Source organism: Pseudomonas sp. W3I7, from assembly GCF_030816095.1.
Classification (GTDB): Bacteria; Pseudomonadota; Gammaproteobacteria; order Pseudomonadales; family Pseudomonadaceae; genus Aquipseudomonas; species Aquipseudomonas salomonii.
The window spans coordinates 4079694-4092340 of record NZ_JAUSXP010000001.1 but is presented as its reverse complement, the minus strand read 5'-3'; the positions used below and the strand labels follow the sequence as shown (position 1 = coordinate 4092340).

At 62.9% G+C, this 12647-nt stretch carries 10 protein-coding genes; 2 read left to right on the top strand and 8 right to left on the bottom strand.

Annotation, left to right across the window (positions count from 1 at the left end; all coding sequences use genetic code 11):
* Positions 1 to 621, top strand: a complete 621-nt coding sequence (locus QF043_RS18805) for a glutathione S-transferase (RefSeq protein ID WP_307419752.1) — start codon at positions 1 to 3, stop codon at positions 619 to 621.
* Positions 622 to 797: 176 nt separating this feature from the next.
* Positions 798 to 1385, top strand: coding sequence for a DUF4174 domain-containing protein (locus tag QF043_RS18800; protein ID WP_056858813.1), 588 nt, complete (start codon positions 798 to 800; stop codon positions 1383 to 1385).
* A 522-nt stretch (positions 1386 to 1907) separates the two neighbouring features.
* On the opposite strand, the gene QF043_RS18795 is transcribed toward QF043_RS18800, so the two are convergent.
* The 8 genes from QF043_RS18795 to QF043_RS18760 are packed head-to-tail and all read right to left on the bottom strand — an operon-like array spanning position 1908 to position 12647.
* Positions 1908 to 2963, bottom strand: coding sequence for an acyltransferase family protein (locus tag QF043_RS18795; RefSeq protein ID WP_307419751.1), 1056 nt, complete (start codon positions 2961 to 2963; stop codon positions 1908 to 1910).
* Between the two features lie 22 nt (positions 2964 to 2985).
* Positions 2986 to 4395 (bottom strand): lipid II flippase MurJ, encoded by a 1410-nt coding sequence (locus QF043_RS18790; protein ID WP_307419750.1) that lies wholly within the window; start codon positions 4393 to 4395, stop codon positions 2986 to 2988.
* Between the two features lie 2 nt (positions 4396 to 4397).
* The gene (locus QF043_RS18785) at positions 4398 to 5831 is read right to left on the bottom strand and encodes an O-antigen ligase (RefSeq protein WP_307419749.1); all 1434 of its coding nucleotides are present in this window, start codon (positions 5829 to 5831) and stop codon (positions 4398 to 4400) included.
* On the bottom strand, positions 5828 to 6931 hold the full coding sequence (locus QF043_RS18780; RefSeq protein ID WP_307419748.1) for a glycosyltransferase family 1 protein: 1104 nt from the start codon (positions 6929 to 6931) through the stop codon (positions 5828 to 5830). The genes QF043_RS18785 and QF043_RS18780 overlap by 4 nt, the downstream gene beginning before the upstream one ends.
* Positions 6922 to 8139, bottom strand: a complete 1218-nt coding sequence (locus QF043_RS18775; protein WP_307419747.1) for a glycosyltransferase family 4 protein — start codon at positions 8137 to 8139, stop codon at positions 6922 to 6924. The genes QF043_RS18780 and QF043_RS18775 overlap by 10 nt, the downstream gene beginning before the upstream one ends.
* Before the next feature lie 8 nt (positions 8140 to 8147).
* Complete coding sequence (locus QF043_RS18770) at positions 8148 to 9476, bottom strand: beta-galactosidase (RefSeq protein WP_307419746.1); 1329 nt, start codon at positions 9474 to 9476, stop codon at positions 8148 to 8150.
* Positions 9466 to 10656 (bottom strand): glycosyltransferase, encoded by a 1191-nt coding sequence (locus QF043_RS18765; RefSeq protein ID WP_307419745.1) that lies wholly within the window; start codon positions 10654 to 10656, stop codon positions 9466 to 9468. The genes QF043_RS18770 and QF043_RS18765 overlap by 11 nt, the downstream gene beginning before the upstream one ends.
* Positions 10656 to 12647 carry an exopolysaccharide transport family protein gene (locus tag QF043_RS18760; RefSeq protein WP_307419743.1) on the bottom strand — a complete coding sequence of 664 codons (1992 nt, stop codon included), beginning with the start codon at positions 12645 to 12647 and terminating at the stop codon, positions 10656 to 10658. The genes QF043_RS18765 and QF043_RS18760 overlap by 1 nt, the downstream gene beginning before the upstream one ends.

Sequence of the window (12647 nt, the reverse complement as noted above, 5' to 3'; positions counted from 1 at the left end):
ATGTACACGCTCTACGGCATCGACGAATCCGGTTCCTGCATGATCGAAATCGCCCTGCAGCGTTGCGCGGTGCCGTGGCGGCGAATCGACGCCAGTTCCTGGGAAGACAGCGAAGGCAGTGATGCCCTGGCCCGCATCAACCCACTCAAACAAATCCCCACGTTGGTGACGCCCGATGGGCAAGTGCTGACCGAAAGCGCCGCGATCCTGATCCACCTGGGCCTGGAATTTCCCGCCTCCGAGCTGCTTGCCGGCAACCGTGCGCAGATCCTGCGCGGGCTGGTATACATCGCCGCCAATTGCTATTCGGCGGTCGGCATCATCGACTACCCGCAACGCTGGCTGGGCCATGTGGATGACGCCGCACAGGCGCAACTGGTCAGCGGCACGCGCCGTTACCTGCACCAGGCCTGGGTGGTGTTCGCCGAGCAGTTTGCCGACCAGTTGTTCGCCCCCGGCAATGTGCCGAACGCCCTGGGCATTATGGCCGCCGCGGTGTCGCGTTGGGACGCGGCACGGGAGGTGTTGAACAACCTCGCGCCAGGCTTTGCCCAAACGCTGGCGCGGGTGGATGCCGACCCGGTGGTGGCGCCAGTGTTTGCACGGCATTGGCCGCAATAGAACGCCTCGTAATGGTTCCGCAATCAGAAGAAACAATGACTGATAACCCCATTTGCGCCCTTGCGTGGCAGGCTTACTGACCTACGCTTCTTAACGAGGTGTAGGAATCATCCTTGAAATTGACTGTCGCAGACATGAAACTCAAGAACCCTGCATGGAATTCAAAGGAGGTGCGCATGCTCATCCGGTCGCTGACCCTGGCTACCTTGATGGCTTTTACGGGGCCGCTGTTGGCCGCGGATGATATCAACCCACTCAAGCAGGACTTGAACAAGTCCCGCCCACTGGTGGTGGTGGAACTTGATTCCGGCAACGAAACATTGGCGACCCTCAAGAAACAGCTGGACGAGCCTGCCAACAAGCAGTCCTTTGAAGAACGCAACATGGTGTTCTACACCGTTAAGTTCGGCAGTATCGGCGCTGAAGGCGAGAAGTTCGCCAAGGATGCCAAGGACAACAAGAAGCTCACGCCGCCGGAGACCAATGCGCTGATTCGTGCCCTCAAGCTGGGCGCTGGCAGTGGCACCAAGGTGATCCTGGTGGGCAAGGACGGCGAGAAGAAACTCGAGAAGACCGTGCCACCGGATACCCTCGACTTGAAGGAGTTTTTCAGCGCCATTGACCAGATGCCCCAGGCTGAAAAAGACCTCGCCGCACCGGCTGAGCCTGAGCCTGCTGCTGCAGCTGCGCCTGCCAAGAATGGTAAACCTGCCAAGCCCGCAAAGGCCGGCAGCAAACCCGCCGCCTCACAACTTGATGATTGAGCAGACATAGTCAATGTGGGAGCTGGCTTGCCTGCGATGGCGGTTTGTTGGTGTGCATATCCATTTCTGCGGTAATGGCTTCTATTGGTTCCGCTCTTACAGCGGGTCACTTTTGGCAAACGCCCCAAAAGTAACCAAAAGGTCTGTGCCCCACCACTCGGCACCTCGCTCTGGCTCGGTGTGCCCTCACTCCGGCTTGAATCCGTGGGCCGCCGCGATGGGCCATCCTTGGCCCAGCGCGGCTAACCCGGCGTCCTGCCGGGTTGCCCACGGATTCAAGCCTGCATTCGGCCATCGTGGTTAACGGGGCGCCTCAGATCAAAATCAAAATCTACAGCACGGCGGCCTGAAAGCCGACCTGAGTGGTTGAAGCAAGAGCCAGATCAAGTGCAAGGCAAAAGCCTGTCTACCTGACCCAACGCGGTCTAAATGTGGGAGCTGGCTTGCCTGCGATGCAGACACCTCGGTGTGTCATGTAAACCAAGTTGATGCCATCGCAGGCAAGCCAGCTCCCACATGGGTTCAGCGTTGTTCCAAAGGTTTTGGCGCCTTACGCACTGGAAACGGAAAGTAGAAAAACCGCAAGAACGCCACCCGCTTGATCATTTCCCCGATCAGCAACGGCACCACCACCGCCACCACCAAACCGATACACGCCGACAGCAACGGATGCAGGCCCACGCGCTCCATCAGGGCAACGGTCTTATGCTGAATCTCTCCATGAAAAATCAACAGAATCAAAGTGGACTGCCCGATATACGTCATCACCCGCGTGATGACCGCCGACGCCATCAGCACCCGCGCCAGTGACCAGCTCGCGTACACACCGATCACCGCCAGCAGGCTGGTCCACAGCCAATGGTCGTAGCGCCGCTGCGCCAGGTCCATGGTGTCGTGGCTGTAGAGAAATACCGCGGCGAACAACACCACCGAAATCACCAGCGTCAGCAGCGAACCCTCATGCCTGCGCAGCCAGTCGCGCAGCAGGTAGCCGTAGATGAAGTAAGTGCTGCTGATCAGGGTTATCTCGAGGCCGAAGGGTAAGCCAGGCAGCGTCCAGGTCTGCCCGCCGACCGTCACCGGTATTTGCCAGAACCACGGCAAAACCCGGATGCCGATCAGCAGTTGCACCACGATCAGCAGGCAACTGACGGGCAGTGACAGCTTCAGGCGCTGGATCAGGCGCAGCATCAGCCAACTGAACAGAATCGCCACCCAGAAGTGCGGCAGAAACCACAGCGCCTGCCAGGGGATGGTGTCCACCGAGGCATACAACACGCCGCCGACATCCGGCAGCAGCGGTTGACCGCGCAGTACATCGCGCACCAGCACGTACACCAGCATGGTGAAGAAAAACGGCTTGAGCAGGCCGTCGGCCTTGCGCACTGCCATCTCCACAAAGGGTTGCTCGGGCTTGAAGAACACCCCGGAGAGGAAAAAGAACAGCGGCAATATGAACGAAGCGATGATCGGATACTGCAACTCCAGGGAGTTGGCCACGAACCAGCTGTGGCCATACACGATCAGCAGGATGCCGATGCCCTTGGCGATATCCATTTGAACCCAACGATGTTTCATCCGACTGCCCCCGACCGATCATTCATGCCTTGCGCCATGGCTTGAGCCACAGCCCCATGCCCAGCAACACCCCGGCGCCGGCCAGGGTGCTTAATCCCAGTTGCAGCCAGATACCTTGAATTGGAAACAGCAACAGCGCCGCCAGGCTCATCACCAGCGCACTGAGCAGCCAGTGCCGCGTCCAGGGCAAAGCATTGAGTAGTGCCTGGTGTTGCATCAGCAGCAGTGCGGTGCAAATCACACCTGCCAGTGCGGCCAAGGGAATACCCGCCAGGCCAAACACAAACGGCAGCACGCCCAGCAGCAGCACATTGACCAGGCTGCCGAGCAGCTCGCAACGCAGCGGCTGGCGCGTATCGCCGGCGGCATAGGCATAACGCGCAAGCAAGGCATTCCAGGCGCCGAACACCAGCGGCACGGCAAACCAAGCCAGCAGCAGCGGCAACGGTGAGTCCGCCGATTGTTTGGGCAGCAGCAGGGCCACCAGGCTCGGCGCTGCCGCCACCAGGCCAACACCGGCCGGCAAAGTCAGCACGCTGGCGGTTTCGAGGCCGCGCTTGAGCAGGGCCAGGCGCTCATCGCCCTGGCGTCGGCTCATCATGCCCAGCAGCACCTGGTTGAGGCTCATCAGCGCAATCAGCGGCAGGTTCATCAGCTTGCGGGCGAGGTTGACCCAAGTCACCGCGCCTTCGCCGAGCAGCGACGCCACCAGCCGTTCGATCAAGGCCAGGCCCTGGCTGGCGCCATTGCTCAGTAACAGCGGCCCGATGCGCTGGCCCAGCTCGCGCAGCGGCGCAAAGGCCAGTCGCCAGCGCCACGGCCGCCAGCCCTGGCGCCAGATCGACGGCAGCAACGCCAGCGGCATCAACAGGCTGCCGGCCAGGCACGCCAAGGCGAGGGAATGCGGTTGCGTGGCCGTGCCCGCCAACGCCAGGTAGGTCACCGGCGGCAGGTTGAACAGCAACGAGCCCAACCCCGCCAGCACAAATCGCTCGCTGGCCTGCAATGGAATACTGAACAGCGCATGCAGCATCAGGCCGGGCACGCACCAGGCGACGATTTGCAGGTTGCTGGCGGCCAGCGCCGTGGCACTGGCCACCAACCCCGGCCCGAGCAATTGCACCAGCCACGGCGCCAGCAACGTCAGCACCAGGCTGGTGACCAGCGCGATCAACATCAAGGCCGGGAACAGCACTGCCAGCCAGTCAAGGCGTTCGCCGTCCTTGCGTGCCAGGTACAGCGGCAATGCGGCGGCGCTCAAGACGCCACCGGCCAACGACATGCGCAACGCCTCGGGCAAAAACAGCGCGATGAGGAAGGCGTCACTGCGTTCTCCGGCGCCCCACGCGGCCACCAGCAGCCATTCGCGGGCGAACCCCAGGCACAGGCCCAGCAAGGTCGCAAGCGTCAGCCAGACGGCAGAGCCGAGCATGGTTAAGGCCGCACGCCGTCAAGCAGTGGCTTGCGGTACACCACGGTCTTGACCTGCGGCAGGCGCGCCGGAAACAGTCGGCGGGCCTCCAACACATTGATGCCGACCATCAGCCAGAACAGCGACACCATCACCACGGCAAAACTGAAGTAGTGGTCAAACAGGCCGCTGACCAGCGCCGCCAGAATCCCGGCCGTGCTGCCCAGCCACAGCGCGTTGTCTTTGGTCAGGCGGATCGGGCCTTTTTCCGGGCGCGCTTCACGCCACCAGCGCACTGTCACGGCAATAAACAACAGCATGCCGACAATGCCGATCTTGTAGACGTAGTTCAGCCACAGGTTGGAGATCCCCAGAAAGTGCGTGCCCGGCACCGGCGGGTCGACCTTGAAGCCGATGCCGAACGGGTAGGCTGCCACCGCCTGGGGGAACATGCGGTATTCGTCGAAACGGATTGCGGTACTGGCGTTATCCGAGGAGAAAATCGTCGCCAGGCGGTCCTGCAACGGCGGGTAAGCCATCACCAGCGCCACGGTCAGCGCCGCACCGATCATCAACAAGCGGCCGGTATACGGCACGCGGCGCGTGGCCATCCAGATCAGCACCAACGCCAGGCTGACCATCGCCCCACGGCTACTGGCCAGCAGCAAGGCGGCGGCCCCCAGGCACGCCACGCCCAGGCCCAGCCCACGCTTCCAGCCCTGTTCGGTCATGCCGAAGCAGAAGGCCAAGGGCAGCAACAGGGCCATGATCCCGCCGATGGCATTCGGGTGCATCCACGGCGAACCCATACGCGAGGACATCGCCTCCAGGCCGAATTTGAGGGTGTCGAAGTTGCCGTAATTGAACAGCGCCAGCACCGGCGCAATGCCGGCGCCCGAGCGCGTGCGCACGAACACCGCAATCGACAGCACCAGCATCGCCAGGGTGCCCAGCAACAGGGCGATCACCAGCGATTCGCGGTGCTTGTGGTCGACCAGCAACTTGGCGGCCAGAAACACCCCCGACAGGTTCAGCAACCAACGCAGCCAGTTCGCCACGCCACTGCTGTCGGCGTGAATGGTGACCTGGCCAACGATAAACGGGAACACGCTGAACAGCATCAGCCACAGCAGCATCTGGTCGGTGGGGCGGCGAGTGAGGCTGGGTGTGGCCGGCACGCGGGCCAGAAAGCTGTGCCACAGCACCGCGCCCCAGGTCAGCGCCAGGATCGCTTCGCTGACCGTACTGCGAATACCCAGGTTGAGCGTGGAGTAAGGCATAAAGGTTGCCATCCCGGCGAACAGCAGCAAGCCCCAGAACGGGAAGCGCAAAATGGTCACCGCAGCGGCCAGGCCGATCACCGCGAGAAACGCCTTGGCCGGTGACAGCATCAAGGCGAGTGCACCGAACAGCAGGCCGAACAGGATGGCGACGAGGCTTGCCAGGGAGAATCTCATTTCAATTCCTCGATCAGTTCGGCCAGGCGTTGGCGATAGGCAAGCGGGTTGTAACGCTGTGCCCATTGCCGACGTTGCGCGGGTGACTCTTCATCCGCCTGATCGCTCAGGCCCAGCATCAATTGCACCAGCGCCGGGCCATCGGTGGGCGAAAAGCGCGGCGCCGACGGCGGGGTGATTTCATCCAGCGAGGTGCCGCTGGCCACCGCCACCGGCGTGCCGACGCTCAGCGCTTCGATCACCGGCAAGCCAAAGCCTTCGGCATAGGACGGCTGCCACAGGCGCGAGGCCTGGCGGTACAAGGCGTGCAGCTCGGCATCCGACACGCCGCTCAGAGCGTGAATCCCCGACAGGCGGCGCTGGGCTTCGGGCAGGTGGTCGAGGCTGCCGACCAATACCAGCTCCGGTACGGCGGGGGAGAGGCTGCGCGCTTGTTGCCAGGCGTCCACCAGAAACGGCACGTTCTTGCGCAGTTCCCGGGTGCCCACCAACAGCCAATAACGCGGCGGCAGCTGGCGCGCGGTGAGGTCCGCCGCCAGTTCGATAAAACCATCGACCTGATTGGGCAGCACGCGCACTTTGCCGGCGGCCTTGGGAAACAACCGCGTGGTTTCATCGGCACTGTACTGCGACGGCGTCCACACCCGGTCGGCGCTGTGTACCGCATAGCTGATCGACAGGCGATCGCTGGTTTTGTAGATCAACGCCTTTAAACGGTTGGCGTGGTAGTTGTTCAACGTGATCTGGAACAGGTCGTGCAGCAATACCACGGTGCGCAAGCCTTTGGGCTTGGGTGGCAGTGGCAGGCCCATGTTGAAGGTGCTGATGTACAGGTCGATCTGTTGTTCACGCAAGGCCCGTGGCAGGAAACCGGCCTCGAACCTCAAACGATTCTGCGGCTGATGCATGGCCGTCTTCGCACAGCCCCAGGCCGGGCAGTGGGCCTGCAAGCGCGTCTCATCGCCCAGCGGCGCCACGGTGAAGCGCTCAAGTTCGATGCCGGGCAAACTGCGCAAGGCGGTTTCAAGCGCATACACCTGGCGGCTGATGCCCGATTGCGGTGAGGTGCCGACGGTGCGGTAATCCAGGCCTACACGCATACGGTTTCCTTTTGATTGAGTGGCGCCAGCAAGCCATACACCTGCTCCAGCTGGCTGGCGGCGACACTCCAGTCATGGGCCCGGCGCACATAGGCGCGGCCGGCTTCACCCATGGGCGCGGCGGCCTCGGGAAATTGCAGCAGGCGCACCACGGCATCCGCCAGGCTGTCGGCACTTTGCCCGCCGAGGTAGTCCAGGCCTTCCACCAAGTCCAGGCCCGACACACCTTGCTCGGTGCTTGCCAGGGGCAACCCGGCGGCCAGCGCTTCGAGCACTTTCAATTTGGAGCCGCCGCCATGGCGCAGCGGCGCCAGGAATACCGAGCAGCTCGATTGCAGGTTCAACAGGTTCGGCACAAACCCTTGCCACTCGATGCGCGGGTCTTTCCAACGCTCGCGCCAGCTGCCAGGCATGCCGAACCCGCACACGCTCATGCGCGCGTCCGGGCAGCGCTCCCAGACTTTGGGCAGGATCTCATCCAGCGCCCACTCGATGGCGTCCACGTTGGGCGCGTACTCATAGTTGCCGAGGAACAACACACGGCGGGTCGACGGGTCGGGATGGGCGGCGGCGAAGTGATCGCAGTCCACGCCATTGACCACCACGGGCACCGGTTTGCCGGCGATTTTGGCCAGCACTTGCGCGTCCGTTTCGGTCACCGCCACCACCTGCGCCGCCTGGCGCATCACCCGGTGTTCCCAGCGGCTGTAGCGCCATTGATCGTAGCGAATGAACGGCAGCGCCCAGCGCGGCAGGCGGTCATAGGTGGCGGCGCCCAACGCCGACTCCACGTTGTGTTCGGTCAGCACGAACGGCTGGGATTTGCGTGCCAGCGCGTCTTCGTAGGGTTGGAACGTGTAGGTGTGCTCGATCTGCACCACGTCCCAATGCTCGTTAAGCAGTTGCTCGAAGGTGTCCTGCAAGCCCGCCGACAGGCCATTCACACTCGCCAGCAGCGGGTAGGGCGCCAACAGCCCGGCCACCAGGGTCTTGAGGCTACGCAGCGGGCGGCGCGGCAGGATGATCACTTGCTCGAGGAAGGCTTCCAGCACCTGGCGGTCGGTCAGCGACACCGGGTGCTTGTCATGCAGCAGCAGGGTGATCCGATGCCCGCGCGCGGCCAGGCTGCGCAGCAGGTGGAACTGGCGGGTCTTGCCGCCGCTGGTGGCGGGCCAGGGTGAGTAGGGCAGGATCCATAAAATGCGCATGGCAGGCCTCAATCCCATAACAGAATTTGCAGGTTTGACTTGACCGGTACGGTCAGGCCGTCGGTGCCACTCAGCGGGGTTTGCGTGCCGCGCAGCGGGTCGTACAGGGTCGCGCCGGCCAGGCCGGGCAAGTGCGCGTTGCCGCCCTGGGCCGACCAGAAATACCAGAGTTTGTGGCCGTCGGCGCGGGTCCAGCCGATGCTGAACAAGCCGTCCGGCAATTGGTCGGCGGTGGGCGGGTCGCCGGGTGTGAGTTGCGGGCCGCTGACGTCGAGGAAGTTCTTCAAGGCGGTGTAGACCGGCTTGGGGTTGGCATCGATGTCGAGCAAGCCGTAAGACTGGTCGCGCACGCTGGCGCGCTGGTCGAGGTCGCTCAAGGTGAACAGGAAGATTTTGTCGAAATCCATCGCGCTCATGAGTGCCACGCGGCGTACTACATAATCAGCCTGGCCCTGCAAGGTAATCAAGTCCTGGGCGTCTTTGGGGCCGGGGTAGGTCGACCAGCCCCACTCGGTGCTCCACAGGGTGTGCACGCCAGCGGCGCGCAGGGACTGGTTGAGCGCCGTGGTCTTGGCGATAAAGTCCAGGTTAGACGGGTCGTTGCCTTCGGGCAGCTGCGTGTAAGGGTGATAGGAAATCACCGTGTTCAAACGGGCCACACCCAATGCGCCAAGGGCCGAGAGCATAGTCTGGCCGTTGGGCATTTCGCTGAAGAATGCCATGCCGGCGGCCACCACCGGTTTGTTGGCATTCACTGCGCGCAAGGCGGCGGCGCTGACGGTGAGCAAGTTGGCATAGCCGGCCGGGTCGGCCGTCGGGCGCCAGAAGCCGAGCAGGTTGGGTTCGTTCCAGACTTGCCAGGCATCGACGCTGGGGTAGCGTTGCGACAACAGCGCCATGCGGTTGGCGAACACATTCGGGTCCTTGGGCGGGTACTGGTCCTGATACGGCGCACCGACCGGCGCGGTGGTGGCGAAAGGCGCCGAGCCCACCAGGTAGAACACCGATTTGAGCTGGTTGGTTTGCAGGTTGGCGACCAACTGATCCAGGGTCGCGACCTGATACTGGCCCTCAGCGGGCTCCAGTTGGTCCCAATGCAGATCCAGGCGCACCCATTGCAGGCCCAGGGCCTTGAGACGGTTGATTTGCAGCTGATACAGCGTCGGGCTGAACCACAGGAACTGCGCGTTAACCCCCAGAAAGTCCTTCCACACCACCACCTTGTTGCCCTTGAGCACATGGTTTTCGGCGTCGGCCTGGCGCCCCCACATAAAGACGCTGAGGCCGATTGCCGCGACCACGGCCAGGGTGGCTAACCACGTGCGTTTAGCTGCCATAAGGTGCTCCTGCAATGGCCTGTTCAAAGAGCTGCTTGAACTTCTGCGCGGTCAATGGCCACAGGCGCTCGCGGCCGATTTCACCGGCGCGGTCGGCCCAGTCGCGGGCCAGGGTCGGTGTGCGCGCCAGGCGCAGCAGCTGTGCACTCAAGGCCGCCACATCACCTTGGGGATAAATCGCGCCATTGCCGCTGGCGACTTCTTCGGCAAACGCGCGGGCATCCGAAGTGATCGCCCCGCGCCCACACGCCGCGGCCCAGGACAGCGCGCCACTGGTGCCACGCTGGCGCCCCAGCAGGCCGAGTTTTTTCGATTCGCGGTACGGCAGCACCATCACATGGTGCGCCTGGATCGTCTGCGCAATCTCGCCCGCCGGCAGGTTCAGCCGCCAGTCGATGGCACCCGCCAGGCCGAGGTCGGCGATCTGGCCGTTCAACTGCTCCAGGTAATTGCCGCCTGCGCCAAACGCCATTTCGGCGGCCGTGCCACCGGCCAGGGTCAGGCGCACACGGTCACGCAATTCGGGGGCTTGCTTGAAGACATCGGCCAACGCCTGCAACAGGTCTTCAATGCCTTTGCCACGGTAGATAAAGCCGAAATACAGCAGGTGCAAGGTGTCCAGCGACGGCAACGGTGCCGGCGCAATCGCCAGGTTGGCGTGGTTGATCACCGCCACCTTGCCGGCCGGCAGTTGCATGCGTTGGGACAAACAATCGGCGCCCAGGCGGGTGAGGGTAATCAGCCGCGTCAGGCCCTGGGCGACCTGGCGTTCTTCACCCAAGGTCAGCGGGTCGGCCAGCACCACGGCCGCTTGTGGCAATGGGCTGGGCAGACGCTCCAGCAGGTTCAGTGGAAAGGGCAGGTGCTCCCGCCGCCAGACCATGCGTTCGGGGTCGTGCACGGTGGCGGTCAGCGGCAGCGTGGGATGAGCCTTGCGCAACTCGCGCAGGGCCAGGAACTCCCCCAACCGCCCGCCGCCCAGCTCGGCGTGGACCAGGTCCACGCGTTGCCAGTCGAAACCGGCGATCGCCTGCCGGATCGCGGCGCTGCTGCCTTCCACGCCGCTCAACGGTGTCGCCACCGTCACGCCCAACTGCTCCAAGGCCGTCTTGAAATGGTTCGCGTAATCGGCGATCCCGTTTTTTTCCGGTGGCAAAGGCGCGAGCAGGGCGATGCGCATCAGAACGCTCCCCGGTATTTGGCGATGGTTTTGAGCACCTTGGCCGGCACTTCGAATTTACGCCGGTTGATGATGATGCCATCCACCTTGCCGAACGCGGTGTTAAGAATCGACAGCGCGTGTTCCACCACCGGCACCGTGCTTTTCTGCGCTTCCACCACCAAAGCGATCAGGTCGGCGCGACGCAGGTTGATAAAGGCATCGCGGTTATCCAGCAGCGCCGAGGCATCCAGCAGGACCAGCTCGCCGGGCGCCGCCGGTTGCGCGCCGCCGACCCGCACGTTGATGCCGTTCTCTTGCAGCAACTGGCGCAGTTGTTCGACCACAAAGGTCACGCCTTCGCCATGGCGTGCCGAGGTCAGCCCCAACGTCATGCCGCGCTCGGCAATGCGCTCCAACTGCAGCAGCCCATACAGGCGGTAAATGCTCGCATTGAATGCGTTGGTACCTTGCGCGGTGCTGGTGTCCAGCTCCGGCAGGGTGGTCCACAGCGGAAGGCCGAATTTGCGCTCCACCAAGCCGCCATCGTGAATGCGCTGGTCGAGCAGGTAGCACAGGTAGATCACCAGCAGGCCGACGACGATCGAGAACGGAATCGCCAACAGCAGCATCAGCAGGGTTTTCGGGAAGATCCGGCCTGGGTTCAGGGTGGCTTCTTCGATCACTGCAATGTTGCTGATCTGGCTCTTGTCCAGCTCACGGTCGATGCGCGATTTTTCCAGGTTGTCCACATACAGCGCGTAGTTGCGCTCGGTGGCGCTCAGCTCGCGGGAAAGGCGGGTCAGCTCCGGTTCAATCTCCAGCGCCTCCTTGCGTTGCGCTTCAAGGTTGACCAGTTGTTTCTGTTGTTGAACCAGCTGGGTGCGCAGCGCCAGGTTATTGCTCGACTCATCCAGCAGCACGCGCTGCAAGTGAATTTCGAGGGTGTTCGGCGCGCGGTTTTCCGAGCTTTGCACCGTGTTGCTTTCACCGGCCACCTGCGCCTGCATCGCCCGAATCGACGCGTCCAGGGCTTTGACCGGCGGCGCGTTATCGGTGTAGGTGCGCATCATGTCGGCCTTTTCCAGCAGCTTCTGGTTGAGCAGGCGACGCAAATCCTGTTGCTGCGGGTTCAGTGCGATCTGGCGCACCGTGGTGACTTCCTTGGGCTGGCCCTTGAGCTGGTTGCGGGTGCTCTGGATCGCGCTGTCGGAAGAAGCGATCAGACGCGTGGTGTTGAAGGTCTCGCCACGCAGCACATTGATGCGCTCGGACAAGTCTTCCAGGCGGTCGGTGATGCTCGCCGCGCCGATCTCGTTCAAGTGCTTGAGGATCTGCTCCTTGTAGCTTTTGATCTCGGTGGCGCTGGTGTTCACCTGGCCTTCATAGAAGGCATACAGGCTCTTGCGGCCCAGTGCCTGGGTGCGTTCGGCGATGTAGGTCTCGACCCAATCCTTGACCACCTGTTGGGCGATTTGCGGGTCACCCCAGCGAAAGCTGATATCCATCACCGTGGAACCCACGGCGTGGCTGACCTCGAAGTTTTTCTCAAGGCTGGCGGCCAGGCGCTCCACGGGGGTGGTTTTTTCCAGGATGCCGACAGTCTCCAGTACCACGCGAATCCCGTCGAATACCGCGCCCACACCTTCCTTGACGTAGTACTTGGTGCGCTTCCAGAAGCCTTCCGGCGGTGGTGCGTTGGCGATCACTTCCAGGTAATGCTCGGCCACTGTGCGCACAATCGGCCGCCCGGTCAGCAGGCGCTCTTCGTCGACAATCGGGTCGCGCTGGGTGCTGGGCATCACGATGGCCTGGCGGTTGCTGATCTCGATCGGCAAGGTCGAATCACGCCCCGGCTTGACCAGCAGGCGCGCGGTGGATTCGTACTTGGCCGGCAGCAAAAAGGCCCCCAGCAAGATGATCACCAGCGCCGCGATCGCCGCCAGTTTGAACTCGTGCCGAAAGATGAAGAACAGGCGCAGAAGATCACGAAAAGAACGGATCTCGATCAT